22 protein-coding genes are annotated in these 25,601 nt (G+C 63.8%); 9 read left to right on the top strand and 13 right to left on the bottom strand.

Annotated features, from left to right (window positions below):
- Positions 1-7: 7 nt before the first annotated feature.
- Entirely contained in the window at positions 8-796 is a 789-nt protein-coding gene (locus BBD46_RS05615) for a hypothetical protein (RefSeq protein WP_071400757.1), read from the bottom strand.
- Positions 797-1,161: 365 nt separating this feature from the next.
- The gene (locus BBD46_RS23340; protein WP_004217278.1) at positions 1,162-1,287 is read right to left on the bottom strand and encodes a hypothetical protein; all 126 of its coding nucleotides are present in this window, start codon (positions 1,285-1,287) and stop codon (positions 1,162-1,164) included.
- A gap of 254 nt (positions 1,288-1,541) precedes the next feature.
- On the opposite strand from BBD46_RS23340, the gene BBD46_RS05610 reads away from it, so the two are divergent.
- The 4 genes from BBD46_RS05610 to BBD46_RS05600 all read left to right on the top strand — a co-directional run bounded on the left by BBD46_RS05610 (position 1,542) and on the right by BBD46_RS05600 (position 6,164).
- A complete protein-coding gene (locus BBD46_RS05610) occupies positions 1,542-2,345 on the top strand; it encodes an SOS response-associated peptidase (protein WP_071400756.1) in 804 nt (267 codons plus the stop codon).
- A gap of 211 nt (positions 2,346-2,556) precedes the next feature.
- Positions 2,557-4,209 (top strand): thermosome subunit beta, encoded by a 1,653-nt coding sequence (gene thsB, locus BBD46_RS05605; protein WP_071400854.1) that lies wholly within the window; start codon positions 2,557-2,559, stop codon positions 4,207-4,209.
- Between the two features lie 299 nt (positions 4,210-4,508).
- Positions 4,509-4,649, top strand: a complete 141-nt coding sequence (locus tag BBD46_RS22555; RefSeq protein WP_004217276.1) for a hypothetical protein — start codon at positions 4,509-4,511, stop codon at positions 4,647-4,649.
- 93 nt (positions 4,650-4,742) lie between these two features.
- The gene (locus BBD46_RS05600) at positions 4,743-6,164 is read left to right on the top strand and encodes an ABC transporter substrate-binding protein (RefSeq protein WP_071400755.1); all 1,422 of its coding nucleotides are present in this window, start codon (positions 4,743-4,745) and stop codon (positions 6,162-6,164) included.
- Positions 6,165-6,182: 18 nt separating this feature from the next.
- On the opposite strand, the gene BBD46_RS05595 is transcribed toward BBD46_RS05600, so the two are convergent.
- Positions 6,183-6,491: an amphi-Trp domain-containing protein gene (locus tag BBD46_RS05595; protein WP_071400754.1), complete on the bottom strand. Its 309-nt coding sequence runs from the start codon at positions 6,489-6,491 to the stop codon at positions 6,183-6,185.
- Between the two features lie 127 nt (positions 6,492-6,618).
- On the opposite strand from BBD46_RS05595, the gene BBD46_RS05590 reads away from it, so the two are divergent.
- The gene (locus tag BBD46_RS05590; protein ID WP_071400753.1) at positions 6,619-6,912 is read left to right on the top strand and encodes an ArsR/SmtB family transcription factor; all 294 of its coding nucleotides are present in this window, start codon (positions 6,619-6,621) and stop codon (positions 6,910-6,912) included.
- Positions 6,913-6,980: 68 nt separating this feature from the next.
- On the opposite strand, the gene BBD46_RS05585 is transcribed toward BBD46_RS05590, so the two are convergent.
- Together BBD46_RS05585 and BBD46_RS05580 are read right to left on the bottom strand one after the other, a co-directional pair.
- Entirely contained in the window at positions 6,981-10,178 is a 3,198-nt protein-coding gene (locus BBD46_RS05585; protein WP_071400752.1) for an ATP-binding cassette domain-containing protein, read from the bottom strand.
- 37 nt (positions 10,179-10,215) lie between these two features.
- Entirely contained in the window at positions 10,216-11,376 is a 1,161-nt protein-coding gene (locus tag BBD46_RS05580; RefSeq protein ID WP_071400751.1) for an extracellular solute-binding protein, read from the bottom strand.
- Between the two features lie 161 nt (positions 11,377-11,537).
- On the opposite strand from BBD46_RS05580, the gene BBD46_RS05575 reads away from it, so the two are divergent.
- Positions 11,538-12,644, top strand: coding sequence for a sodium:calcium antiporter (locus BBD46_RS05575; RefSeq protein WP_071400750.1), 1,107 nt, complete (start codon positions 11,538-11,540; stop codon positions 12,642-12,644).
- A gap of 111 nt (positions 12,645-12,755) precedes the next feature.
- Here the strand turns inward: BBD46_RS05575 and BBD46_RS05570 are convergent, their stop codons facing one another.
- From BBD46_RS05570 to BBD46_RS05560, 3 genes are read right to left on the bottom strand one after another with little or no spacing between them, the layout of a single operon-like run.
- Positions 12,756-13,367, bottom strand: coding sequence for a DUF7282 domain-containing protein (locus BBD46_RS05570; RefSeq protein ID WP_071400749.1), 612 nt, complete (start codon positions 13,365-13,367; stop codon positions 12,756-12,758).
- Positions 13,368-13,370: 3 nt separating this feature from the next.
- Positions 13,371-15,074 (bottom strand): PQQ-binding-like beta-propeller repeat protein, encoded by a 1,704-nt coding sequence (locus BBD46_RS05565; protein WP_071400853.1) that lies wholly within the window; start codon positions 15,072-15,074, stop codon positions 13,371-13,373.
- Between the two features lie 11 nt (positions 15,075-15,085).
- Positions 15,086-16,081, bottom strand: a complete 996-nt coding sequence (locus BBD46_RS05560) for a hypothetical protein (protein ID WP_071400748.1) — start codon at positions 16,079-16,081, stop codon at positions 15,086-15,088.
- Between the two features lie 263 nt (positions 16,082-16,344).
- On the opposite strand from BBD46_RS05560, the gene BBD46_RS05555 reads away from it, so the two are divergent.
- On the top strand, positions 16,345-18,264 hold the full coding sequence (locus BBD46_RS05555; RefSeq protein WP_071400747.1) for an ABC transporter ATP-binding protein: 1,920 nt from the start codon (positions 16,345-16,347) through the stop codon (positions 18,262-18,264).
- A gap of 268 nt (positions 18,265-18,532) precedes the next feature.
- On the opposite strand, the gene lrp is transcribed toward BBD46_RS05555, so the two are convergent.
- Positions 18,533-18,997: an HTH-type transcriptional regulator Lrp gene (gene lrp, locus BBD46_RS05550; protein ID WP_071400852.1), complete on the bottom strand. Its 465-nt coding sequence runs from the start codon at positions 18,995-18,997 to the stop codon at positions 18,533-18,535.
- Positions 18,998-19,123: 126 nt separating this feature from the next.
- Between lrp and glnA the strand changes: the two genes are divergently transcribed.
- Positions 19,124-20,479, top strand: a complete 1,356-nt coding sequence (gene glnA / locus BBD46_RS05545; protein WP_071400746.1) for a type I glutamate--ammonia ligase — start codon at positions 19,124-19,126, stop codon at positions 20,477-20,479.
- A 116-nt stretch (positions 20,480-20,595) separates the two neighbouring features.
- Here the strand turns inward: glnA and BBD46_RS05540 are convergent, their stop codons facing one another.
- The 3 genes from BBD46_RS05540 to BBD46_RS05530 form a co-directional block, all read right to left on the bottom strand.
- Complete coding sequence (locus BBD46_RS05540; RefSeq protein ID WP_071400745.1) at positions 20,596-21,507, bottom strand: phosphatase PAP2 family protein; 912 nt, start codon at positions 21,505-21,507, stop codon at positions 20,596-20,598.
- Positions 21,508-21,780: 273 nt separating this feature from the next.
- Positions 21,781-23,211, bottom strand: a complete 1,431-nt coding sequence (locus BBD46_RS05535) for a YhjD/YihY/BrkB family envelope integrity protein (protein ID WP_071400744.1) — start codon at positions 23,209-23,211, stop codon at positions 21,781-21,783.
- 45 nt (positions 23,212-23,256) lie between these two features.
- Positions 23,257-24,378, bottom strand: coding sequence for a tRNA (guanine(26)-N(2))-dimethyltransferase (locus BBD46_RS05530; RefSeq protein WP_071400743.1), 1,122 nt, complete (start codon positions 24,376-24,378; stop codon positions 23,257-23,259).
- A 109-nt stretch (positions 24,379-24,487) separates the two neighbouring features.
- On the opposite strand from BBD46_RS05530, the gene BBD46_RS05525 reads away from it, so the two are divergent.
- Positions 24,488-24,844, top strand: coding sequence for a hypothetical protein (locus BBD46_RS05525; protein WP_071400742.1), 357 nt, complete (start codon positions 24,488-24,490; stop codon positions 24,842-24,844).
- Positions 24,845-24,877: 33 nt separating this feature from the next.
- Here BBD46_RS05525 and BBD46_RS05520 read toward each other — a convergent pair whose 3' ends face one another.
- The gene (locus tag BBD46_RS05520; protein ID WP_071400741.1) at positions 24,878-25,429 is read right to left on the bottom strand and encodes a hypothetical protein; all 552 of its coding nucleotides are present in this window, start codon (positions 25,427-25,429) and stop codon (positions 24,878-24,880) included.
- Positions 25,430-25,601 lie beyond the last annotated feature (172 nt).

Here is a 25,601-nt window from a genome sequence, read left to right as displayed (position 1 = left end):
GCGCGGTTTACTTTTCCTCATCCGTGACTTCCGCTTCTTCCTCATCTTCGACCGCTTCGTCGGACTCAATTTCGAACGTTCCCTGGCCTCCGACCTCGATGGTTGCTTCCTGATTCGTAACTGTGATCGTAGCGGTCGCCGTCTGTGTGGCAGTCAGTTCGTCTTCGTCGGGGACGACGACTTCAATCTCCACTTCTAGCTCACGGACCCTCGTTGCACCATCGTCGTCTTCTTCGAAATCGCTCAATTCGATTTCGGTGTGCTCTGCGACGTCAACTGGCTGTGACTCTCCGAAGACATCGAGCCAAGTGAACGCAGCGGACCCGTTCGTTCCTTCAAGCGTTTCTGATCCGGTCGCTAGCTCTTCTTGCTCCGTCGTTTCGTCTCCGCCGGCCCAGGTACCGCCGTCGCCGCCATCGGTCCCTGCGAGAGACACGTTGAAGGTCGCATCACGCGTGTCCGCGTTGAATCCGGACCATTCCACAATGAGTCGATTGTCGTCGTCCTCGAGTTCATCCCCGTCGGCTATTTCGTCGGGGTCGCCGAACGTCACCGCATCGACACTACCATCGTGCGTCGTGATTTCGGCCGAGTTGGCGATCCATTCCTCGGGATCGTCGACTGCGAGTGCCGGGCTACTGCCGAACCACACGAACCCCAGTCCGGCACCGCTCACTCCTGCAAGGATCGCGGCTCCCTTTCCGAACGTCCGCCGTGTGAGTATGGAGTCGTTCTGTGTCGCTGATTCAGTAGTTTGTGCGGTCTCACTCAGTTCGTCGGTAGATGCTGGTGCCATGCGCCACACACCCAGATATCAGAGTAAAGTAATGAATAGAATTTCTATTGGAAATTACCGTCTATATCTGGGTAACCTCTCTCGATACTGCGTTACTTTTATGTAAAACTACAGACATTGGCTCGCTATGATACAGCATACCCGGAGAACGAGCACACTACGGAACATGTTCACAGCGCAACCGGAGGCAACCGTAGTGGCCACTGTAAGTTGATGTCTACCAGATCACACGACGGCTACTGGCTTCTCGGTGGTCGGTACGAGAATTCGACCTGTTTTGGGTGCTCCGAACGGAACGTGTACATCACTGAGAGGATCCTCACTGTCGTCACTGGGACAGCAGCGTGCGACTCAGCTAGACGTGCTCACCGCTCGAGTTCGATCGGTGAATCCGTCGCGATCCAGCAGTTTGCCTTCTCGCGGTCTCGAATCTCGAGCTTCCCGTCCTGACACACGATCATTTCGTAGCGGTCTGACCCGGTTGTCGTCATTGGTGGCCCAGCCCACATTCCGAAGAGAACCGCTATCGTAACGATGGGCCTACGGCCGGTTGCCGAGCCAGTACGCAGCGCGTACCGACGAGTAGTCGCCTACTACGCGCTCGACCGTCGTTTCACGCGCCACAACATTCACCCGCCCAACGACCGCTGTTATCGCTCTCAACCTCCGCTCACTACTTGCCAGTCTCGGACCTGCCGATCATCGAGCGGACAACGCTTTACCCGCGCCGAGCGAGGGTGACAGTATGTGCGGTCGCTACACACTCATGCTCGCGCAGGACGAACTCGAAGACCGGTTCGGTGTGCGGTTTGCATCGGATGGCGAGCAGTTCTCCCCGCGATACAACATGGCCCCCGGGCAGGACCTCCCGGTGATCACTGATGAGACGCCGACGACGATCCGGGAACTCGAGTGGGGATTGGTGCCGACGTGGGCGGACGATGCGAGCGGGACGAGGTCGGGAATCATCAACGCGCGTGCGGAGACGGTCGACGAGAAGCCGAGTTTTCGGGACGCGTATCGGCAGGCGACGGGTGCGGATGCAGAGAGTGCAGCGATGGAGCAGAACGCAAACGACCGCAAGACGCCCGCGGCCGGGCGCTGTCTCGTCCCCGCCGACGGCTTCTACGAGTGGGTCGAGACGGACGACGGGAAGCAGCCCTATCGAGTCGCCTTCGAGGACGACCGGCCGTTCGCGCTGGCGGGGCTCTGGGTCCGCCGCGAGCGGCCACAGGACGAGACGACCCAGACCGGCCTCGACGCGTTCGGCGGTGGGGCCGCTGAAAGTGATACTGATGGTGCTGAACCGGGGCCACTCGAAACGTTCACGATCATCACGACGGAACCGAACGACCTCGTGGCGGACCTCCATCACCGGATGGCGGTCATTCTCGACCCCACTGACGAGCAGCGGTGGCTCTCGGGAGAGGATCCAGCGGACCTGCTCGCACCGCATCCTGCCGCGGAGATGCGAGCGTATCCGGTTTCGACCGCGGTCAACGACCCAAGTATCGACTCTGCTTCGCTGGTCGAACCGATGTCGCCGTAATCGGGAATATATACTTAAAGATGGTGGGATGTCGCGTCCTGTGAGGGCGTCTCGTGAATGCGACGGAGCACGACCGTTCTGAGTGGGTCGGCGCGCACTACGGTGGTTTTACCGCGTTTCTGATGAGTGCCCACACCTCGCCCTACTCTCTCCGAATCGGTGCATTTATGTAGAATCACAATCAATGATTCGGCTGACTATGAGCCAGCGAATGCAGCAGGGACAGCCGATGATCGTGATGAGCGAGGACTCCCAGCGCGTCAAGGACAAGGACGCGCAGGACTACAACATCAGCGCCGCTCGCGCGGTCGCTGAGTCCGTCAAGTCCACACTCGGCCCGAAAGGGATGGACAAGATGCTCGTCGACTCGATGGGATCGGTAACGATCACCAACGACGGCGTCACCATCCTTCAGGAGATGGACATCGACAACCCGACGGCCGAAATGATCATCGAGGTCGCCGAGACCCAGGAGGACGAGGCTGGCGACGGCACCACGACGGCCGTCTCGATCGCCGGTGAGCTCCTCAAGAACGCCGAGGACCTCCTCGAGCAGGACATCCACCCGACGGCAATCATCAAGGGCTTCCACATGGCGAGCGAGCAGGCTCGCGAAGAGATCAACGACATCGCCGTCGACGTCGACACCGAGGACGAGGATCTCCTGCGCTCGGTCGCCGAAACCTCGATGACCGGCAAGGGCACCGAGGTCAACAAGGAACACCTCGCAAACCTCATCGTCGAGGCCGTCCGCCAGGTTACCGTCGAGGACGCCGAGGGCAACAACGTCGTCGACCTCGAGTTCCTCAACATCGAGACCCAGACCGGCCGCGGCGTTTCCGAATCCGACCTCCTCGAGGGTGGCATCATTGACAAGGACCCAGTCCACGACAACATGCCGACCTCGGCCGAGAACGCCGACATTCTGCTGCTGAACGAGCCGATCGAAGTCGAAGAGACCGACATCGACACCGAGGTCTCCGTCACGGACCCAGACCAGCTCCAGCAGTTCCTCGACCGCGAGGAAGAGCAGCTTCAGGAGAAGGTCCAGCAGATCGCTGACCTCGACGCTGACGTCGTCTTCTGCCAGAAGGGCATCGACGACCTCGCACAGCACTACCTCGCCAAGGAAGGCATCCTCGCCGTCCGCCGCGCGAAGAAGTCCGACCTCGAGTTCCTCTCGGAGGTCGTCAACGCGGCCATCGTCTCCGACCTCGGCAGCGCGTCCGCCGCGGACCTCGGCCACGGCGACGTTCTTCGCGACGAGGAGGACGAACTGTTCTACGTCGAGGGCGAGGACGCCCACGGCGTCACCCTCCTGCTCCGTGGCTCCACCGACCACGTCGTCGACGAACTCGAGCGCGGCGTCAACGACGCACTCGACGTCGTTGCGCAGACCGTCTCCGACGGTCGTGCCCTCGCCGGCGGCGGTGCCATCGAGGTCGAACTCGCCTCGCGCCTTCGTGACTACGCCGACTCCGTCTCCGGTCGCGAACAGCTCGCCGTCGAGGCCTTCGCTGACTCGCTCGAGCTCGTCCCACGCGTGCTCGCCGAGAACGCTGGACTCGACTCCATCGACACGCTCGTCGACCTCCGTGCCGCACACGACGACGGCGATGTCGAGGCCGGCCTGAACGTCTTCACGGGCGACATCGAGGACACCTACGACGCCGGTGTCGTCGAGCCAGCCCACGCCAAGGAGCAGGCCGTGACCTCCGCTGCCGAGGCCGCGAACCTCGTGCTCAAGATTGACGACATCATCTCCGCCGGTGACCTCTCCACCGACAAGGGCGACGACGAAGGCGGTGCCCCAGGTGCCGGCGGCATGGGCGGTATGGGCGGCGGCATGGGCGGCATGATGTAACTCGGCTCAGGTTACACCCCCCATCCAACCGCGCTCCCGTACGCTGTACACACTCTCGTACACCTGTACACCTGTACACCCGTACACCGCACACGTACAACCCGTACAGCCCCACTCGAATTGACCACTCACCATTGGACTCGAGTACAGAGTGGACTCGAGTACCGCCGTTCATTTTTCGCACACCACGCGTCGCCTGTGTCGCCAGCAGTGCTCTCGTGATCGGTATCGATACCGAGAGTCGTTGCTGGCCTCCCAGCAGGCTGGTGAATTATGCGTCTCGATCCCGTCCGCTTCGTATGGCATATCAAACGACAATCGGCTGGTCGCTGTTCTCCTCAGGTGTCGTCACGCTCGTTCTGAAAGTGCTCCCCGGCGACTCGCTCTGGTGGGGGCTGCTCCTGCTCGCACTGGGGATACTCGTTCTGTATATCCGTTGAGGACTCATCTTGGGCTCACGGCGAGCTGACGGAATCGGCGGCTCCGACTTTATGCGCCCCGCCGTGGTAGTTCGACACTCCTCTCACCACACCATGGACAGACGAACGTTCCCGGTGCTCACGGACGCAGATGAGCCGCTCATCACGCGGCTCGCGGCGGGCCTCGGTGAGGACGCCGGCCGCGTTCTCGCGTACCTGCTGTGCCGGGTTCGGGAGGCCGACCTCGACCGTACGGCGACGCTGACCGCGATCCACATCGGAACGAGTCTGAGCAAGAACGCTGCGCGGACGAGTCTCGACCGACTCGAGGAGCGCGACTTCGTTGAACGCACGACTATCCAGACCTCGTCGCCGGGACGGCCGCCGAACGCGTGGCACGCGGTGGATTCACTTGCGACTACTGCCCGGCAGGTCGCCGATGACCACGCCGACCGGCTGCTCCGGCAGGCAGCGCGGTTCGACGATGACGACAACGGGAACGGGGCGCCGACCGGTTCAGACCAGGAACACCGGAACGAAACCCCACAACGGGTGCGCGTCGCACTCAACTGGCATCCGAACGGCTTCCACGGGGCGTTGTTCGGTCCGGTTGCGGCTACTATCGGCGACGAGCCAGGCACACCCGATCGTCCAACCGAACCCGAGACCGGGTCCGAGACTGAGTCCGAACTCGGACTTGGACTTGAACTCGAACTCGAACTCCAACTCGAGTTGGAGTTCGAGTACCACGCCTGCCCCGGCTCGAGTGCAGCCGTCCGAACGGTCGTCGAAGACGAGAAAACGGACCTCGCCGTCGCGGGCGCAGCAACGGTGTTGTGCGAGCGCGCTGCTGGCCGTGATGTCGTGCCAGTTGCAGTCCTCCTCCCGCGCTCACCCGTCGTCCTCTACACGACACAGTCCGCCTTCGGCGAGCCGTTCGAGCGCCTCGACCAGCTTCGTGACCGTCGACTCGGCATGCCGCCAGCCTCAGAAACTGGTCTTCTCGGCCAGCTCCTGCTCTCCCAGGCCGGCATCCGTGACGCGGTCGACGTCGTTGAACTGGCTGGTGAGGAACGCACTGCACTCGAGTCCGGCGAGGTCGACGCGGTCACAGGCATGGCGGCAGATGCGACGCGACTCGAGCGTGACGGCGCGACCGTGGATGTAATCTCGATCGCAGAGCAGTATCCGGTGTACGGCCCGGCGCTGGTCGCCAGCCGCGAGGGGGTCACTGATCCCGAGACACAGGCTCGGATTCGGGCGTTTCTCGCGGCAGTAACGGCCAGTTGGGGGTGGGTACAGCGCTCGCCCTCGTCGGTTGCGACGGCGATTGCTGACCGGGCGATGAGAGCCGAGGGTGTCGATGAGGCACAGTCTCGTGAGCAAATCGAACGAACGCTCCGACTCGCCACTGATCAGTTCGCCCGAAGCGACGGCGTCCGGAAACACGGCTGGGGGTGGCACACACCCGACGACTGGCAGCGGCTCCGCGCGGCGCTCGTTCAGGGCGGTGTACTCGAGAGCCGATGCGCCTGACGCTGCTGCACGCTTGGCTCACCGCACCGACAGACCCGATCCGCCACCGTCGCTCGCCTCGCTGAACTCGAGTTCGATCTCGAGTTCGCGCTCGCGCTGTTTCGTGAACTCGATTTCCACTTCGATCGGTTCGCGGTACTCGAAGGGAATTTCCCACTCTGAGCCGGCGACGGTGACGTTCGTGTCGGCTTCGATCTGATCTGCGAGGTCTCGGAGGAAGGTGGCGGTTTCCTGCCGGGAGAGGTAGACCTCGCGTTCGAAGAAACCGTCCGTGATCGTTCGCTGTGTGCGGTCGCGGTCGTCCGGTACGTTGACCCGGTCACTCATGCCCTCGAACTACGACGAGGACGGCCATAAACCTGGACCTGATTCTGAGCCGACAGCCACGAAATCCGGTATGTCAGGTGTTCGTACCTACACAACGTTTCTGTGTGCGGCCGTGGACGACTGTCATATGTCACTCATCGAGGCGTTGGGGAACGGGACCAGGCTCGAGATTCTGCGCGAACTGTCCCGCGAGCCGAAGTACGTCTCGGAACTGACGGAGGACGTCGGAATGGACGGCAAGACGGCGGTGCATCACCTCTCGACGCTCGAGGAAGCCGGCCTGGTCGACTGGTACATGCGTGGGAACCGCAAGTACTACCGGTTGACGGCAGCCGTGGAGTTGCGTCTCGCACCCCCACCAGAGCGGACGTTCGTCCTGCAGGCAGACCAGACCGAGCCGGAGGTTTCGGAGACCGACTGAGCCCACTTTCGACTCAGTTCCCGACAGCCGTCTCACCACGTCAACGTCTACGTCCACGTCCGAACCTCCTACAGCGGAAACGCCGGCACCGAATGACTCGCCGTAATCGACACCGACACCGGCGTCCCGACCTCGTACCACGTCTCGTGTGAGCAGCGACACTCGAGTACCGGCGCGCCATCGGCGATATTCTCGCCACGCTGGCCGACTGACTCTCTGTTTTCCAGCCCGGCTGTGGACTCGAGTACTACTCGGTATCGGACTGTCGAACCGGTGAACTGGCGGTGGACGATTCGGCCATCGGCGGTGTCGGGTGCGCTGTTGGTAATGGAGATGTCGTCGGGGCGGAAGAGGAGGTCGAGGTTGTGGGTGGTGCTGTTGTTGTCCTCGTTGTTGCTGGTGGCGTCGGCGTCTGCACCGGCGTCGTTGTCACTACTGTTGCCACCGTCGTTGCGCTCCTGTGCCTGCTCTTGGTCCGTAGATCCACCCCGTTCAGCGTTGGACTGCACTGCGACACGATCTCCGTCGAGCGTTCCGATCGGCGTTTCGACGACCCCGGTGCCGTTCTGGCGTCCGGGGAGGTAGCTCGCCTGTCCCAAAAAGTCGGCGACCGCCCGCGACTTAGGGCGCATAAACAGCGATCGCGGGGAATCGGCCTGTGCGATCTCCCCGTCGATCATCACGGCGGTCCGATCGCCGACCGAGAGCGCCTCCGTCTGGTCGTGAGTCACCCAGACCGCCGTCACGTCGACCCGGTCGAGTATCTCCGAAACGGTTTCGCGCATCCGAACGCGAAGGCCGGCGTCGAGGTTCGACAGCGGTTCGTCGAGCAACAACACGTCCGGCTCCGGAGCCAGTGACCGCGCCAGCGCGATGCGCTGTTTCTGCCCGCCGGAGAGTTCGTCCGGAAACCGATCGCGGTAGTCGCCGAGCCCGACTAACTCGAGTAGGTCGTCGACGGTTTCGTCGACAGGCTTCCCTCCCCCGCCGGCCCCATCGAGATCATTGAGGCCGAAGGCGACGTTCTCTGCGACCGTCTTGTGGGGAAAGAGCGCGAAATCCTGGAAGACGATGCCGACATCGCGGCTCTCGGACGGGACGAACGTCTCGTCGGCGGCGTCTGCCACAGAGTCATCGCGGATCCGAATGGTGCCGCTGTCGGGCCGCACTAGCCCGGCGATCAGGCGTAGCGTTGTCGTCTTCCCGCAGCCGGAGGGGCCGAGTAACGTGAGTAGTTCGCCTTCCCGAACCGACAGCGAGAGGTCCGACACGGCTGGTCGCACGCCGTAGGATTTCGTGACGGACTCGAGTTCGAGCACGGGCGATTCCTCGTTGTCCGACCGCGAACGGTTTGACTCCTCGCTGTCCGATCGTGATCTATTGGATTCTCCGCTGTCCGATTGCGGATGGGCGGGTGTGTCGTCTTGAACGGGGCTCCCGCCGTCGGTCGCGCTCCGTGTCTGGGTTGGCGGGGAAGCGGATCGGCTGAACGGGTCTGTGTCGTCGCGGTCGGTCGCGTCTTCGGTCTGAGTTGGTGGGTTCATGCGTTTGGTCCCGATACGGCGACGCACTCGCCGCCAGAGTGAGGTTCCGTTGCCCGGCAGCACCCCGACGATTGCCAGCGCCGAAACGCAGACGAGGACGAGCGCGGGAACCGCCGCGTAGCCGTAGTAGGCGTTGCGCTCGGCCATCCAGATGAACGTCGCGAGCGAGTCGAAGCCGGCGGGTCGGAGGAGGAGCGTCGCAGGAAGCTCCTTCATCCCGTGGAGGAAGACCAGCGCGCCGCCGGCGACGAGTCCGGGCACGACCAGCGGGAGCGTCACCCGGCGGAAGGCCGTGCGCGGCGGACAGCCGAGCGACCGGGCGGCCTCGACGAACCGCGGGTTGACATACAGGAACGCCGTTCTGGCCGCCCCGACCGCGAGCGGCAGGTAGAGCACGACGTATGCGAAGACTAGCAACGGAATCGTCTGGTACAGCGTCGGTGCGTAGGCTGACCCGAAGTAGACCAGGCTCAGCCCGATGACGACGCCGGGCACGGCGAACCCGACGTACGTCGCGCGCTCGAGTACCGTCGACGCGAGCGAGCGATATCTGGCGGAGAGGTACGCGACCGGCAGCGCGAGCACGACCGCCGCGAGCGCGGCCAGTAGCGAGACCGACACCGAGTTCAGGGCGTACTCGAGTCGGAAGCCGAACGCGCCGACGTAGGTCTCGGGGCCGCGGACGAGCCACCACAGGAGCACCGACACCGGGAGGATGACGGCGAGGCCGACGATGGCGGCGCAGACGGCCAGCGCCGGCCACTTCCAGGCGCCGAGGTGGAACGTGTACGAGCGCGAGCCGCCGCGGCTCCCGCCGTGGATCGTCCGGTGTTCGCGCACGGCGTACTCGAGGACGAGGATGACGAGCGTGATCGCGACGAGGTGGAGGGAGAGCATCGCGGCGTAGTCGTGGGAGAGGGCGTTGTGTTCGACGTAGATCTGTCGCGTGAAGACGTTGAGTCGCAACATGGCGGGGACGCCGAAGTCGCCGGCCGTCTCGAGGGCGGCGAGCAGCGCGCCGGCGGCGATGGCGGGTTTCGTCATCGGGAGGACGACCTCCCGAAAGACCCCGAGAAGGTTGTCCTCGAGGGTGCGCGCGGCGTCGATGTACGTCTTGTCGAACGCGCGCAGCGCCGCGACGGTGGTGATGAAGACGAACGGGTAGTTGTACAGCGTGAGGATAGCGACGGTGCCGGGCATGCCGTAGAGTTCGGGTAGCGAGGAGACGCCGAGCGGTTCGACGAGCGACTGGGCCAGCCCGTGCGGCCCCCAGATGGAGATGAAGGCGTACGCGCTGGTGTAGCTCGGAATCACGAGCGGGAGCGCGAGTGCGGCCAGCCAGAACCGCCTGAAGGGGAGATCCGTCAGCACCGTCAGTATCGCGAGCGGCACCCCGATGAGCACCGAGAAGGTGGTGACGAGCGCGATCAGGACGAGCGTGTTCGCGAGAACCTCGAGCGTCATCGGCCGGAAGATGATCGACAGCGCCCGCTCTACATCGACGGTGAGCGCCATCACGCCGATCCAGGCGACGGGGACGACGATTACGGCGGCGACGGCGGCGGCCAGCAGGGTGAGTCCCCACGGTCGCGAGCGCCCGTCGTCCCCGGATTCGTCGCCTGCAGCGGCTCTGGCTCTGTCCTCGGAGGCTACTGCGTGCGCTCGCTCGGCGCTCGCCGGCGCTGTCACGCCGTCGTTCGTTCGGAATGGATCTGGTCCCATGTCGTCACTCGGAACGTCGATGTTGTTTCCCGCGTCCTCAGAGAACGTCTTCCTCTCGCAGAAGTTCGAGCGTCGGATCGGGGTCGTCGAGCTCGTTCAGATCGAACTCGGGTGGCTCGAACTCGTCCGTTCCGGGGAGTTCCGCGAGCGGTTCGACGCCGTCGATGACGGGGTACTCCCAGGTTGTCGTCGCGAAGTACTCCTGGGCCTCCGCCGAGAGCATGTGCTGGACGAAGTTCGCGGCGGTTTCGGTGTCGTCACTGTCGGCCATCACCGTGCCGCCGGTGACGTTGTACATCGCCCCCGCGTCGTCGCTGGTAAACGCCAGGCCGACGGAGTCGCCGCCGTGGTCGCGGACGACGTAGTGGTTCGTCAGCCCGACACTGACCTCGCCGTCGCCGACGGCCTGGGCCAGTGCGCTGTCGCCGCCCGGCGAGGCCTCGACACCCTGATCGTCGACCATCGACTGGATCCACGAGCGGGTCTCGTCCTCGCCGTGGAGGAGCCGCATCGAGGTGATGAACGCCTGGAACGAGCCCTGATCCGGCGGCCACATGATATCGCCCTGAAACCGCTCGTCCTCCGCATAGGCGAAGATGTCGTCCGGTAGCTCGTCCGCATCGTACGCGTCCCTGTTGTACGCCACCGCGCGGAATCGGCGGGTGAAACCCGTCCAGTGACCGTCCGGATCGACCGAACCCGTGTCGACCAGGTCGACGACCTCGTCCGGCAGTTCGACGGTGTAGCCCTCGTCCTTGAGGTGGGTCATCGACTGCGTCTCGCTGCCGTAGAAGACGTCCGCCGGCGTCTCGGCCTCCGTCTCGATCGTACTGATCAGATCCGCCGTGTCGTCGTATCTGACCTCGATGGTCAGGTCGTCGTACTGTGCCTCGACGTACTCGATCAGTTCGCCGATCCGCGGCTGGCTGCGTCCCGAGTAGATAGTCAGGTCTCCGTTCAGGTCCGGCATGTCTTCCATCGAGACACCACCCGGATCCGGTCGATCCTCTCGATACTCGGGATCACCGAGCACGTCCGATTCGTCGTCTCCGAGCCCGAGACAGCCGCTCACCACGCCCACCGAAACGAGTCCGACTGCGGCAAGGTATCGTCGACGATTACCGCTCCACCCGTCCCGCCCGCTCTCGTGGTCTCGTTCGCTCCGGTCGGGTACTCGAGTCCCACTCGATCCGTGCATGACGGACAATATCACGGTAAGCGGCTGTATAAAGCCCGAGAGTCGGGTATAGTCGTCCGTTGGAAAAGTATACACGCGTCGCTCGTCAGGGTCGCCCGTCCGCCTCGACGTGGCGCTCGAACCGGTTGGAGTGTTAAGTGGTTCAACGGTGTGGAACTCCCATGGTCGCAGCGGGAGTCGGACTCCTCCTCTTCGGCGGACTGTTCTTGCTGGGCGTGCTCCTGGTTATCTGGTTCGTCGAGGTGTTCATCGAGGCGGTCGCCCAGAGCGCCGTCTCGCTCGGGATCTCCGGCTTCTTCCTCGCCGTGATTCTGGCCGGCATCGACCTCGAGAACGCCGTGTTGGGCGTCACCGCCGCGTCGGTTGCGCTCCCCGATCTCGCGCTCGGAACCGTCTTCGGCGAGTCGCTGTTCGTGCTCGCGATCGCCGTTGGACTCGCGGGACTCTTCGTTCCATTCGAGATTGACGTTCCGTGCGTGTACCTGTTCATGCTGTTGCTCGTCCCGATCCCGGCGTTCGTGCTCTCGCTCGGCGGGACGATCGATCAACGCCAGGGAGTACTCCTCGTCGCGGTGTTCGTCCCGCTGCTCGCACTCATCTACGTTCTCGAGAGCCGATCGGAGACGGTGTACATGCTCTCGGAGGAGGTCCAGGAGAGCGTGGAGACGGATCTCGGGCCGTCGGTACAGGCGAACGGCGCCGGCGTGGACGAGGATAATGACGATCGGTCGGGTAAAATCGAACGCGAGAGCGTCTCACGCGGGTGCGTTCTGGATATCGACCTTGACCTCGATCTCGACGAGTTCGTCCCCGAACTCGGACACCGCAGCGGGCGGTTCACTCTCGGCGTTGCGCTCCTCGCGATCGTCGGGCTGACGGCCGGCTCGCTGCTCACGGTGTTCAGCGCGGAACGGATCTTCGTCGCGTTCGGCATCTCCGGTCTCGCGTTCGGCGCGACGGTGTTGAGCTTCATCGCGTCGATCGAAGAGCTGGCCCTGACCGTCGAACCGGTTCGGCGGGGGCAACCGCAGCTGGCCGTCGGAAACATCGTCGGAAGCACGGTCTTCTACACGACCGCGAACATCGGTCTGATCGCGCTCCTCCACCCGATCGACACCGGCGGGGCGGTGATGACGATCCACTGGCCGTTCTTCGCTGCGTGCTTGCTACTCGTGACGGTGATGCTAGCCCGAAGCCGCGTAACGCGCGCCGACGGTGTGCTCCTCGTGGCACTCTACGCCGCGTACTGGGTCGCGAACTTCGCCTGAGACCGGGCCACGGAGGCGACAGAAACCCGGGTCGTGAGAGGCCACAGACACCGGCCGCCGCCGCACCCTGATCGTGGCCACAAAGAACGGAGAAAAAGAGATCGATCCCGGCTACTCGATCTCGAGATATGCGTCTCCGACGACGCGGTTCCGGACGCGCTCACCGCCCGACAGGTAGGCCTCGTCGACCGCACCCTGGCTGGCGACCCAGTCGAACGTCCCGCTGCCGGTCGTATCTCGGTGCAACATGACGAGGTACGAGCGCGACTCCTCGAGTGCCTCCTCGAGTTCGATCGTGAACTCGTCGTAGGAACCGGCGTCGAGGCGCGGTGAGTGTCCGAGAACGGTCAGGTCGAACCACCGCTCGTCGCCCTCGACCTGTTCTTCGAAGTTCCGTACGGCGAGCGTCGGATCCTGAATCGAGATGAAGCCCCCGCGAGGCAGCGTCGCCGATTCGATTTCGAGGCTCGTGCCGTCCGTCGTTTGTTCGGGGAAGACGATCTCTGCCTGGGTCTCGTCGACGGCCTCCTCTTCGATCTCCTCGCCCTGTGCGTCCTCTGCGACTGGAATCTCGTCATCGTCGACATCCTCGTCTTCGTCGTCCTCCTGTGCCGCCGTACCTGCGCCCATCGCGGCGGTCGCGCCGCCGGCTGCGGTTAGCTTGATCACTGTGCGCCGGAGTACCTTGTCGCTGGTTTCGGTGTCGCTGTTGGTCTCGTGCATGATCTACGCCTCCAGTGAGTAGACGTTGAGCACCTCTTCTTCGTCGACGGAGACCGCGACGTAGTGGGTCTCTTCGTCCGGATCCTCCCAGCAGATTGGGCCGCCGCGGACGTTGCCACCGATGTCGTCCTCCCAGAGGTGCTCGCCAGTCTCGGTCTCGTAGGCGATGAACTCGCCTTCGGCCGTGCCGAGGAACGTCACGCCCGGAGCGGTGCTGACGGAGACGCCTCGTTGACTCTCGTCGCGCCACTCCTGCCACTTTAGATCGCCCGTCACCGGATCGAGCCCCGCGATAACGCCCTGGTGACCGTTCCACTCCTCGATATCGTCGTCTTCGGTCGCCCGCTCGGTTTCCATTCCTTCGAAAGGGAACTCCGGTCCGTCGTACTCGATCTCGAACCAGGAGAACTGCATCGGCGTGTTCGCCGCCGTCACGACCATCGTCCGGCTGTCGCGGTGGTACGAACTCGGCTGTGGATTCGTGCCGCCACCGAGTTCGGGGATGATCCACGGCGCGTTCTCGATGTCGTCCTGTGGCGGCAGCGACCACGTGTTCATGTGCTGGACGTAGCCCTCGCTTCGCTCGACGAGTTCGCCTGTCTCCACATCAACGGTGTAGACCCAGCCAGTCTTCGAGGGCCAGGAAGCGAGGCGACGCTCGTCGCCGTCGACGTCGGCGTCGTAGACGAGCGCCGGACTCGGCGAGTCGTAGTCCCACCACTCGTGTGGGGCGTCCTGGTAGTTCCACTGGTACTCGCCCGTCTCGATATCCAGCGCGACCTTCCCCGCGGTGTAGGGGTTCCAGCCCGGCCGGACGGTCCCGTACCAGGGACCCGGATTCGCGCAGGGAGCGATCACGGTCTCGGTCTCGGGGTCGATCGCACCCGACGCCCACGTCGTGCCGCCGGCGTGAACCCAGGACTCGCCGACCCAGAGGTCCTCCGGCGTCGTATTCACCCGCCACTGTGGTTCGCCGTCAAGGTTGATCGCGTCGAAGAAGCCGGTGACGCCCCACTCCGCGCCGTAGGTCCCCTTCATCAGTGTTCCCTCGTAGATGAGTGGCGGGAACGACGATGTCGGACCGAACGTCTCGTAGTCCAGTTCCCAGTGAACCAGTTCATCTGCGGGCTCGTCGCGGTAGACGCACGCGCCGTTGTAGTACCACCGCTCCTCGCCGGTGTAGCGGTCGATCGCGAGCACGCCGTAATCGAGCGTACTCTTGTAGACCGTATCGCCGAGCACTGCCGGCCCCCGCTCGGCAGAGGCACCGGATTCTGCAGCACCAGTCGCCGGCTCGTAAACGTGACTCCAGAGAATCTCGCCGGTTCGCGCGTTCAGCGCGTAGAGCGAGTCCGGTCCGACCGTGTAGTACATGATCGGCGGATCGCCGTGGACCACCAGCGGCGTCCCCTGGTGGTCGTCACCCTCCGCAGGGTTCTCGAGTTGGTACTCGAGTTCCAGCTCGTCGACGTTGTCGGGGGTGATCCCGTCGCCGGGGAAGTACCGCTGGCCCTCGTAGGAGCCGCCGAAGATGAGCCAGTTGTCCGTTCGTTCGCCGGTCTCGTAGAGGTCTTCCTGCGTGATTTCGACCTCGGGAATCTGGTCGATATCTCCCTGTTCGATCTCCGACTCGCCGGGTTTCTCGTCGTACGGTCCCTCGCGGATGAGTTCGACGTCCTCCAGATGTGCGGCCGGTCTGTCGTGCATCGGGTGCATGCTCACGCACCTCCGTTTCTGTTTCCGCGCCGCGTTCCGTTCCGCGGTTCGTCACCCGAACGCGTCGACCGGCGCGGCTTGCGGTTCTCGTCAGTGACGCGAACGAGATCCGTCTCGAGTGACTCCTGGCCGAGGATCATCGTCGCGGTGCTGGCGGTGATGAGCGTCGTCAGATCGTCGTCGCTGATCGTTCCCGCTGCGACGCGCCGGGCGGCGTCGCCGAGCAGGTACGCGCCGGCGAGCATCGCTTTCACGTCCCAGAGGCCGCGTTCGATCATCTCGTCGGTGAGCATCACCTTGTTCTGCCAGATGTACCAGTCGAGGCCGTCGATCCAGAGACAGACGCCGCCCATCGCCCGTTTGTGCAGCGGCGGGACGTACTCGTGGTCGACGCCGTCCTCGAACCCTTCGTCGGTCGCGTCGGGGTAGTTGATCGTCGGCTCCCACCACGAGAGCTGCTCGCTCGAAGTGACGATGTTCGTCACGAGCGCGAGCTGTTCGTCTCGCGCCAGTCCGAGCAGGGACAGCGTCTCGGGAAGGGACTCGAGTTGCAGGAGCTGTTCCGTCGTCGTCTCGATGTGTGCCGGCGTGAACGACGGCAGGTTGGACTCCGCGCTCGCGAAGAACGAGGTGTCGGTCAGGTGGTCTTCGATTCGCCACGCCGGTTCGGCGAGGTCCTGATACGGTGTGTCTCCGTACTCGGGAATCGGGTCTCGCTGCAGTTCGGGAAATCGGTCGAAGCGCTCGGCCATCGCCGACAGCGCCGTTTCGAGTGTTTCCTCGTCCAGCGAGTCGGAGAGGTCTGCCCGTACCGCTTGTCCCATCTCAGCCAGTTCGTCGGTCTCTCCGGGTGAGACGGCCGATCGGAGCGTTTGCAGGCTCGGTTCGGTCGGAACGCCTGTCGTGGGCAGTCCCAGTCGTTCTCGGAACTGTCGTTGCTGGGCGTCGGTGACGACGCCGTATCGATGCTCCCCGCCGGTGTTTGTACCGTTGCCCATGATATAAATTGACACACGCTGGCTGGCTCAATAGTAGTATCCACCTATGGGAGATTGTGAATTTAATTGTTTGAATGAGGCCTGGTCCGGTATTTGTGGCGCCACGTACGCTCTCGGCGGTGCGAACTGTTCGACCGAGCGCAGTCATCTCGAGTCGGGGCTGCTGTGGCCCTCGATCGGGTCGTATTTCGCAGTACGGGACTCGCGTGGCTGGGCGTGATCGATCGATGTGGATTTACGATTCGAAACAATAGCGGGTGTCAGTGACTACCGAGACCGACGAGACGCCGTTCGACGTCTACCGAGAGGACGTCGACCGGCCGATTTCGAGGCTGTTTCTGTCGTACGCACCGGGTCGATTAGGCTGGTTTTCCGCGGGGATGGTTGCCAATTTCGTCGCGCGGATGGCGAGTCTCGTTCCGCCGCTCCTGCTCGGCGTCGCCATCGACGCGATTTTCACCGACGCGGACGGCGCGTTCGAACTGCCGCTCGTCCCCGACGCCTGGCTGCCGGCGGAGCCCATGGCTCAGTTCTGGTTCACGATTGTTGCCATCGCCGTCTCGTTCGTCGTCGTCGCCGTCTTCACCTGGATATACGGCGTCACCGCCAACCTGTTCGCTCACAGTGTGATGCACACCGTCCGGGTCGACTGCTTCGAGAAGATGCAACGGCTGGACATGGCCTTCTTCGACGACAAGCAGACCGGCGAAGTCATGGCCGTCCTCAACAACGATACCCAGAACCTCGAACTGTTCCTCGACAACGCGCTGATGAACTCGGCGCGCCTCATCGTGATGGTCGCCGGCATCGCCGGGGTCCTGTTCTACCTGAACTGGCAACTCGCGTTCGTCACCCTGTTCGCGGTACCCGCGATGGTGCTCTTTACCCTCTGGTTCATGCGCGTCGTCGAACCCCGGTACGTCCGCCAGCGCTCCGCCGTCGGTCGGCTCAACACCCGCCTCGAGAACGCCATCGCGGGGATGGGGCTTACCAAAACCTCCTCGAGTGAACCCTACGAGGTCGGCCGCGTCAGCGACTCCTCGAAGAACCTCTTCGACCGGACAATGGACGTGCTCAAACTCACCTACGTCTACCGGCCGGGGATGGAACTGCTCGCGGGACTCGCCTTCGCCGCGACCTTCCTCGTCGGCGGCCTCTGGCTCGCGACCGGCACCGCACCGGGACCGCTGACCGGCACGCTCTCCGTCGGCGACTTCGTCGTCTTCCTGATGCTCACCCAGCGCATCGTCGACCCGCTCGCGGAGGTTTCGAACATCGTCGACCAGTACGAGAACGCCAAGGCCTCGAGCGAGCGCGTCTTCGGGCTGATGGATATCCCCGTCTACGTCGACGACCCCGAGGACCCGGTCGACATCGAACCCGAAGCCGTCGACGGCCGCGTCACCTACGATCACGTCTCGTTCAGCTACGGCGAGACCAACGCCCGACTCGGCGACGATACCGACCCCGAAACCGTCGTCGAGGACGTTTCCTTCGAGGCCGACTCCGGCGACACGGTCGCACTCGTCGGCGCGACGGGTGCCGGCAAGTCGACGCTGCTCAAACTCCTCCTTCGACTCTACGACGTGCAGGAGGGCTCGATTCGGCTCGACGGCCACGACGTGCGCGACCTCGCGCTCGCGGACCTGCGATCCGCGGTCGGCTACGTCGGCCAGGACACGTTCCTCTTCGACGGCACCATCGCCGACAACATCCGCTACGGCCACTTCGAGGCCAGCGACGAGGCCGTCCGCGAGGCCGCAAACGCTGCCCAGGCTCACGAGTTCGTCACCGAACTCGAGTCCGGCTACGAGACGCGGGTCGGCGAGCGCGGCGTCAAACTGTCTGGCGGCCAGCGCCAGCGAATCGCGCTCGCACGGGCTGTCCTCGCCGACCCGCCGGTCCTCATTCTGGACGAAGCGACGAGCGCCGTCGACACGAAAACCGAGCGGCTAATCCAGGAGTCGATCGATCGCCTCACCGAAGACCGGACGACGCTCGCCATCGCGCATCGGCTCTCGACCGTGAAGGACGCCGATACGATTCTGGTCATGTCCGACGGGCAGGTCGTCGAGCGCGGCACCCACGACGACCTCCTCGAGGCTGACGGTCGCTATGCAGCCCTCTGGAAGGCACAAGCTGGTCATCTCGAATCGATGCCAGTGGCAGAGGAACTCGAGTAGGTTGGCTGCGTTGGGCGTCACGCAGTCGCGCCGGGTCGTTCTCTCGAGGGGTGTCCAGTAGCGTCGGATGGGATCGAACGTACTCGAGTGGAATCGAAAGTGAGCGGAGACGATGTGGTCTCGAGTTGGTGCAAGCCGACTGATTGTGGTTGTAGTTGTCGCTGCCGTTGTCTCTGTCTCTGTCGTTGCGGTTGCGGTTGCGGCTGCGACTGCGAGTGCGGTTGTACTCGTGGACCGATCTGCGTTGTCGGGCTGTTTCGCGCCCCGATCAGGCGTCGTCGCCGACGTCGAGTTCGAACTGCTCGTTCTCGGAGACGGCGTTGAGCACGACGCTCGTGTTCGAGGCCTTGATGTCGGGGTCGGTCAGGAGCTCTTTGATCTGGTCGTTCATGCCGTCGGTGTCTTTGAATTTGCCGATGGCGATCACGTCGTAGTCGCCGGTGACCTCGTAGACGCTGATCATCTGGCGGTGGTCACGCAGCGTGTCCGTGATGTCGGGGAGGGCGTTCCCTTCGACCTGCAGCTGGATAACGGCAGTCACGTCGTAGCCGACGGCGTCGTAGTCCACTCTGGGTGTGTAGCCCTCGATGACGCCTTCGTCTTCGAGGTCCGAGAGGTGGTTCGAGACCGTCGTAACCGAGACATCGAGTTCCTCGGCGAGGCTGCGGAGGCTCGCACGCCCGTCCCCGAGGAGGGCATTCACTAGTTTTGCGTCGAGATTTTCGTACGTCATCATGTTCACCCACTCATCCAGGCCTTTAGAAATTTACGAATATTCAATTCCACTCCGGTGAGCGAAGAATTGCTCAGAACAGTAGGGTTTTAGTCGGGGAGTTACTTGGCTACCACGACAAGAAAGATGACAAGCGGAAACATCACGGCTGCCGAACAAGATGTCCTCGACGAGATCGAGGAACACGATATCGATTTCCTTCGTCTCCAGTTTACTGATATTCTCGGAACCGTCAAGAACGTCTCGATACCGGCACGACAGGCCGAAAAAGCCTTCGCAGAGGGGATCTACTTCGACGGCTCGTCTATCGAAGGCTTCGTTCGAATCCAGGAGTCGGATATGCGACTCACGCCCGACCCGGATACGTTTGCGATCCTTCCGTGGCGCGACCGCGAGGATGGTGCATCCGCTCGCCTCATCTGTGACGTCGTGAACACCTCGACGGGCGAACCGTTCGAGGGCGACCCGCGCTACGTTCTCAAGCGTGCACTCGATCGCGCCGAGGAGATGGGCTACACGGTCAACGCCGCACCCGAACCGGAGTTCTTCCTCTTCGAAGAGGACGAGGACGGGCGCGCAACGACGAAAACGAACGACGCCGGCGGCTACTTCGACCTCGCACCGAAGGACCTCGCGAGCGACGTTCGCCGCGACATCATCTACGGCCTCGAGGACATGGGCTTCGAAGTCGAGGCCAGCCACCACGAGGTCGCCGAAGGACAACACGAGATCAACTTTACCTACGACGACGCGCTTGCGACCGCGGACAACGTCGCGACGTTCCGCACCGTCGTCCGCGCGATCGCCGCCCAGCACGACTACCACGCGACGTTCATGCCGAAGCCGATCCCGAAGGTCAACGGCTCGGGCATGCACACCCACATCTCACTCTTTACCGACGACGGTGAGAACGCGTTCCACGACGGTGACGACGAGTTCGACCTCTCGGACGAGGCTCGTGCGTTCACCGCCGGGATTCTCGAGCACGCACCTGCCATCACCGCGGTCGCGAACCCGACGGTCAACAGCTATAAGCGCCTTGTGCCGGGCTACGAAGCACCGGTCTACATCGCCTGGTCCGATCGCAATCGCTCGTCGCTCATCCGCAAGCCGGCCGCCCGCGTTCCCGCTGCCTCGCGCGTCGAACTGCGCTCGCCCGACCCGTCCTGTAACCCGTACCTCGCCATTGCGGTCATGATCCACGCCGGACTGAACGGCATCGAAAACGATCTCGACTGCCCCGATCCCGTTCGTGAGAACATCTACGAGTTCGACGAGCAGAAGCGTGAAGAGTACGGTATCGAGACGCTCCCGTCGAATCTCGGTGACGCCATCGACGCCTTGGAGGAGGACGACGTTGTCTACGATGCTCTCGGCGAGCACGTCGGTTCAAAGTTCGTCAAGGCAAAGCGCCAGGAGTTCGAGGAGTACCTGATCGACGTCTCCCAGTGGGAACTCGACCGCTACCTCGAGACGTTCTGAAGCCGCGAACGCACGTCTACTGTTTTCAGCCCTGCGTGTGGCCTGATTTGCCCGAGTATGCGCGTGGGTGTGATCCGATTTGCCTGAGTGTGACCCAAGTGCGGACAAGCCGTAGACTACTGCTCAACAGCTCCGACCCGTGATCGCGGCGACGACTCGTCCGTTACGAGTCGCGGCAACCCGACAACCGTCACGCCACCCGTGACGCCGACCGCGAACCAGACCAGCAGGGACTCGAGTACCACCAACACGAGCGCGACGAGCGCCAGCGCCGCGACCCCGATCGTGGCGCGAAGGAGCACGCCTGCGGTGACCGACCACGGCGTCCGCGGCGGCGGGGCGTACTGCCAAACGGTGAGTGCACCCACTGCCCCGCCGAGTAACGCCGCGCCGTCGAGTCGATTCCCGGTCACGAGCGCGAGCAGCGCGATTGTTGCGGTGAGGACGAACAGCGCGCTCGCCGCCCGGTGTGGGTTGCGGGCACCGACCCAGTACTGTACGGCGAGTGCGACTGCGAGATACCCGAGCGCGACCGCGACGCCGACGATAACGTCGATCGGGAAATGAACACCGAGTACGACCCGCGAGAGCGAAACGAGCGTGATCATCACCGCCGCGACGAGGGCGCGCTGGCGGCGCGTCCCGACGGGGGACTCGAGTGCGAGCATGGTCCAGATGACGGTGCCGGCGATGGCGTGGCCACTGGGGAAACTGGTGGTGGCGACCTCGACGGCGGGAGCGTAGAACTGCTCGAGGCCGATCGGAAGATCCGCAGGTGCGAGTGGCGGGGGGACGTCCGGCCGCGGTGTCGCGAACAGTCCCTTGAGTCCGACCATGACGGCGTAGCCGCCCATCACGATGGCGAGCCAGGAGGCGAACCGCTCGCGGTCGCCGAACCAGTAGGCGAGTACGACGGCCGGAGCGACGAACCAGACGCTCCCGAGGTGTGAGAGGAGCGCAAAGAGGAGGGCGGCCCACTCGGGGAACAGCTCACTGACGGCTTCGACGGTGGTGGGGTCGAACCACATCGACTCTCGCTACACCCAATGCGTTGTTATAAGCACCGATTAGTTAGATCGAATACACCATGTTCGCTGTGCGTGCTGTGATGTGCTGTCCGTGTACTACCAGAGTGGTGTGGGAACTGAACTGTCGGCTGAGAACTGCGTTGTGGACTGAGAACTGAATTGTGGACTACGAACTGAACTACCAACTGAGAACTGAACTGTCAGCTTGGAACTGCACGCTGAACTGACAGCAAAACAGGACCGAAACAGCATGGGACGACACTGACTACGGACTCAGGACCGCCAGTCGCCGATCCGATCACGGAGTCGCCCCGGAATCCCGAGCACCGACATGCCGGCACCGAACAGCACCATCAGCAGGTAGACACCGAGCGTCGACGTCCAGACGACGAACATCGCCAGAATCGCCCAGCCGCCGCTGAGGAAGTAAAACGCCGCAATCGCCATCGCGGTGCCGTAGAGCAACACGAGGTACGGTCCCCAGCCGTGGGCGTGGCTGTGGCGGACGCGCCGACGAACGTAGCGTTTGAGTTCGCCCTCGAGTGACTCCTTTTCGACCGTCCGGCGTTCGACGTTCTCCTCGAAGGTCTCGACGCGGTCGCGCAGACGCTCGATCTCCTCGCGGAGCACCTCGGGATCGTCGGACCGGTCTCGAGTGCGGGCGCTGGCTCGGCGCTGACCGGTACCGGTGCTCCTCGCGCGATCCGTCTCGGTCGGCTCACCTGAGCCGTCTCCCGTCTCCGACGCAGCCGGTTCGTCCGCGGCCGTCGATTCTGACGGGGCGGGCGAGTCGGCTGATTCGGCTGGGTCGGACGGTCCAGACGACTCCGAGCGCTCCGTCGGCGTCCCCTCGTCGGCCCCCGTGGCGTCGTCGGTCATCGCTTCTGTCTGAACCTGTCGAGCGCCGGGACTTTGTAGCTGCCGATCCACTTCACGGTCGGCGAGAACGGCGTTGCAGACCGCGCCGAAGACGAGGATGATCGCGCCGGCGTAGAGCCAGATCAACACGAGAAAGACCGCGCCGAGCGCCCCGTAGAGCGCGTACCCGGTCGCGACGTTCGCGTACAGCGAGAAGGCGTGACTGAGCGCAAGCCAGCCGACGGCGGCGATGAGCGCACCTGGTGTCGCTTCTCGGAACCCGACGTCCTTTCCCGGAAAGACCACGTAGAGCGGCAGGAACGTCACGAACAGCGCGAGCAGGATGAACAGCGGCCCGATCGCTCGCACGATCGGCACGAACTGAATCACCAACTCGAGTCCCCCGACGAGCGCGAGACCGGCCGAAATTGCGAGGAAGACGATCGTCGCGTCCCAGAAGGTGTCGAGCAGGGATTTCGAGCCGGCGGTGCCGTACACCTCGGAGAACGCGCGGTCGAGCCCGCGAAGGACGCGGCTCGATCCCCAGAGGAGCCCCAGCGCGCCGACGACGGTCGCGCTCTGTCGACCGGTGTCGTCGACGATGGTCTCGGCGAGTACCTCCTGTGCCGCCGGTGTGAGGACGTCGCCGGCCCCGGCGGTGAGCCGGGCCGCGAGCGCTTCGCCGCCGATCGAGGCGGCGATCCCGAGCGCTAACAACATGAGGGGGACGAGCGAGATGAAGCCGTAGAAGGCGACGCCGGCGGACAGCAGCGTCAGCTGTTCGGTGCGCGCGAGGCGAACGATCCGCTTGCCGGTTTCGATGTGGTCGTCCCTGCGTTCGAGCACGAGTGTCTAGACGCGGGGGACGACCAAATACGGGCGGCCCGTCTCTCAGCCGAGATTCCCTTCCGTTGCCGTGCGGATCTCGCCGATGCTCGCGTCCGTCTTGAACGTCGTGCCACCGTAGTGTGCCCGCGAGGCCTCGTAGCCCACCTCGCGCAGATCAGCGAGAAAGTCGTCCATCGCGTTCGCGGGCAGTCCCCAGTTGCGACAGAGTTTGTGCTGGTCGTAGTGAGTCGGCTCGTCGAGTTCGGACTCGAGTTCGAGACAGAGTTCGCGTGCCTTCTCGGCCGTTCCGAACTCGTCGGGTGCGGAGACCTCCTCGCGAACCGCGGCGACGAACTCGGGGTCGCGAATCGACCCGAGCCACACCGGCCCCGCTGTGAGCATTCGGTTTCCGTCGCAGTGTGGACACGTCTCGACCGGGTCTGCAAGGAGGCCACCCTCGTGCTCGCGGTAGAGACAGTCCTCACAGTGGTGGATGTGGCCCAGTTCGTCGACGGCCGCGTCGGCCGAGGTCGCCTTGTGCTCGAGTTCGAGGTAGGTCCGGACGTAGTGACTGGTCGCGTGGGTGAGGATCGGTTCGACGCCGACGTCGAAGCGGGCGGCGCTGCGGGCGAGCGCGGAGAGGAGGATGCGAACACCCATCTCGGCGTGGTAGTCGGTGTTTCGCGGCACCGCAGAATAAGAGCGGACGCCGCTGTTGAAGTGTGCGCCACAGAGCGGGGCCGTGTCGGTTGCGGTGACACAGACCAGGTCGCGACAGTTCGCGAACGCCGCGTCGGCGAAGGGCATCGGCGTCCCATAGGGGTCGAGGTCGATCACGTCGAACACCTGCTCGTGCATGAGCGCGTTGACGTTGCGGTGTTCGACGGTTCCCTCACAGTCGTTGCGCGCGAGGTTCGACCGGGCGAGGTCGATCGCGTCCTCGTTGACGTCGCTGCAGGTGACCTCCCAGCCGTCGGCGGCGGCCCGAACGCCGCGGATACCGCTCGCGGTCATCGCATCGAGGTAGGACTCGGCGCGCTCCTCGCGCTCGCGGTAGGCTCGCAGCGTCGCGATCGTCAGATCCCGGTTCAGTTCCTGGCGCGGGTTGTAGAAGACAGATTCCTCGACCCCGTCCGTCTGCTCACCCGGGACCTCGAGTTCGACCCCACCCTCGGTGATGCGCATGTCTATCTCATCTCTCGTCGGTAGCGGACGAAAAGCGCCGTGGTATAGAGCGCCCGCCCGCGCCGACTACAACCAAACCGATTTTACAGTCGGGGACACAGTCACGACTGTGCCGGACGTGACTCCCGTCGAGCGCTGGCAGGCCCAACTCGAGGAGGCGGGTGAGTTGACCCCCGACGTGGTTCAACAGATCTCGCGCCTCCACGGTGACCGCGGCGTCCAGGCCATCGAGGCCGTTGGGGAGAATCGCGTCAAATCCTATCGAGACTTTACGATCGTCGTCGGCTACGACGACGAGTACATCATCGAGGACGGGGGCTGTACCTGCAAGGACAGCGAGTACAATCTCGACGCGGACGATCCGACGGACCTCTGCTGGCACGTCCTCGCGGTTGCCATCGCACGACGCGTGGGACACGTCGATTACCACGATATGTGGTATTCCGAGGTTCGCGAGTTTCTGTAGTGGGTTGTGACACGGAGAGTGGTCGCTCGATCGTTAGTACAAACTGAAAAACAACTGCACGTACATAATCGAGAAAATCACCAGAATGCCGCCGACGAGCACCGTCATCGCGACTTCGAGCGGGAACGGATCGCTGTCGTCGATCGCAGACGGCTGTTCGCGCCCGAGTCGGACGAGTCCGAATCCGAGTGTGGCGACGGCGACAGCGAGCGGAATCAGCGCCGGCATGAGCGCCGTCTGAATCGTCGACACCAGCGGTCCAATCCAGCCAACGGCCATCACACAGAACCCGAGATTCATCAGCTGCCACCAGCTCACTTCGCGTCCTCCTACCGTGACGGACTCGCGAACGCCTGCGAGCACGAACGCCGCCGAGCCAAGCAACACGAGCACGGTCCCACCGACCGAAACCGGCGAAAGTTCCGTCGTCTCGGGTGGCGTCCCGTCCTCGGTCTCCATCTCCGTCCCGGTACCCGTCCAGACGCCGGACTCGAGTGCGAGTAGTTCGCCGATGACGGTGAGCCCGAAGACGGTGCAGAAGACGACGCCGAGAACGAGGCTGATCTGGCGCTGGAGGCGGCTCATGTCGTGTTCGTTGGATGGTACGGCGTGGAGCGTCTAAATGGTGGTCGTAGGAGTGGTCTCGGTAGTGACGAGAACGGAGCAATGAGTGCGTAAAGTACCACGGGTCAGGTGACCCGTGGAACTCTCGCTGTACTCTTTAGACGACTGCGTTCAGACGCCTATTGCTCTACTG

This window comes from Natrialba sp. SSL1 (assembly GCF_001861355.1).
In the GTDB taxonomy this organism is placed as follows: domain Archaea; phylum Halobacteriota; class Halobacteria; order Halobacteriales; family Natrialbaceae; genus Natrialba.
The sequence above is the reverse complement of the archived record's forward strand: the minus strand, read 5'-3'. Positions and strand labels throughout refer to the sequence as shown.

Coding starts and splice junctions, on each gene's coding strand:
- BBD46_RS05580 (WP_071400751.1), bottom strand. CDS start 11,376: ATGCACGGATCGAGTGGGACTCGAGTACCCGACCGGAGCGAACGAGAC.
- BBD46_RS22555 (WP_004217276.1), top strand. CDS start 4,509: ATGGCATATCAAACGACAATCGGCTGGTCGCTGTTCTCCTCAGGTGTC.
- thsB (WP_071400854.1), top strand. CDS start 2,557: ATGCAGCAGGGACAGCCGATGATCGTGATGAGCGAGGACTCCCAGCGC.
- lrp (WP_071400852.1), bottom strand. CDS start 18,997: ATGACGTACGAAAATCTCGACGCAAAACTAGTGAATGCCCTCCTCGGG.
- BBD46_RS05595 (WP_071400754.1), bottom strand. CDS start 6,491: ATGAGTGACCGGGTCAACGTACCGGACGACCGCGACCGCACACAGCGA.
- BBD46_RS05585 (WP_071400752.1), bottom strand. CDS start 10,178: ATGGGACCAGATCCATTCCGAACGAACGACGGCGTGACAGCGCCGGCG.
- BBD46_RS05560 (WP_071400748.1), bottom strand. CDS start 16,081: ATGGGCAACGGTACAAACACCGGCGGGGAGCATCGATACGGCGTCGTC.
- BBD46_RS05575 (WP_071400750.1), top strand. CDS start 11,538: ATGGTCGCAGCGGGAGTCGGACTCCTCCTCTTCGGCGGACTGTTCTTG.
- BBD46_RS05590 (WP_071400753.1), top strand. CDS start 6,619: ATGTCACTCATCGAGGCGTTGGGGAACGGGACCAGGCTCGAGATTCTG.
- BBD46_RS05520 (WP_071400741.1), bottom strand. CDS start 25,429: ATGAGCCGCCTCCAGCGCCAGATCAGCCTCGTTCTCGGCGTCGTCTTC.
- BBD46_RS05570 (WP_071400749.1), bottom strand. CDS start 13,367: ATGCACGAGACCAACAGCGACACCGAAACCAGCGACAAGGTACTCCGG.
- glnA (WP_071400746.1), top strand. CDS start 19,124: ATGACAAGCGGAAACATCACGGCTGCCGAACAAGATGTCCTCGACGAG.
- BBD46_RS05530 (WP_071400743.1), bottom strand. CDS start 24,378: ATGCGCATCACCGAGGGTGGGGTCGAACTCGAGGTCCCGGGTGAGCAG.
- BBD46_RS05600 (WP_071400755.1), top strand. CDS start 4,743: ATGGACAGACGAACGTTCCCGGTGCTCACGGACGCAGATGAGCCGCTC.
- BBD46_RS05540 (WP_071400745.1), bottom strand. CDS start 21,507: ATGTGGTTCGACCCCACCACCGTCGAAGCCGTCAGTGAGCTGTTCCCC.
- BBD46_RS23340 (WP_004217278.1), bottom strand. CDS start 1,287: ATGACGACAACCGGGTCAGACCGCTACGAAATGATCGTGTGTCAGGAC.
- BBD46_RS05610 (WP_071400756.1), top strand. CDS start 1,542: ATGTGCGGTCGCTACACACTCATGCTCGCGCAGGACGAACTCGAAGAC.
- BBD46_RS05615 (WP_071400757.1), bottom strand. CDS start 796: ATGGCACCAGCATCTACCGACGAACTGAGTGAGACCGCACAAACTACT.
- BBD46_RS05565 (WP_071400853.1), bottom strand. CDS start 15,074: ATGCACGACAGACCGGCCGCACATCTGGAGGACGTCGAACTCATCCGC.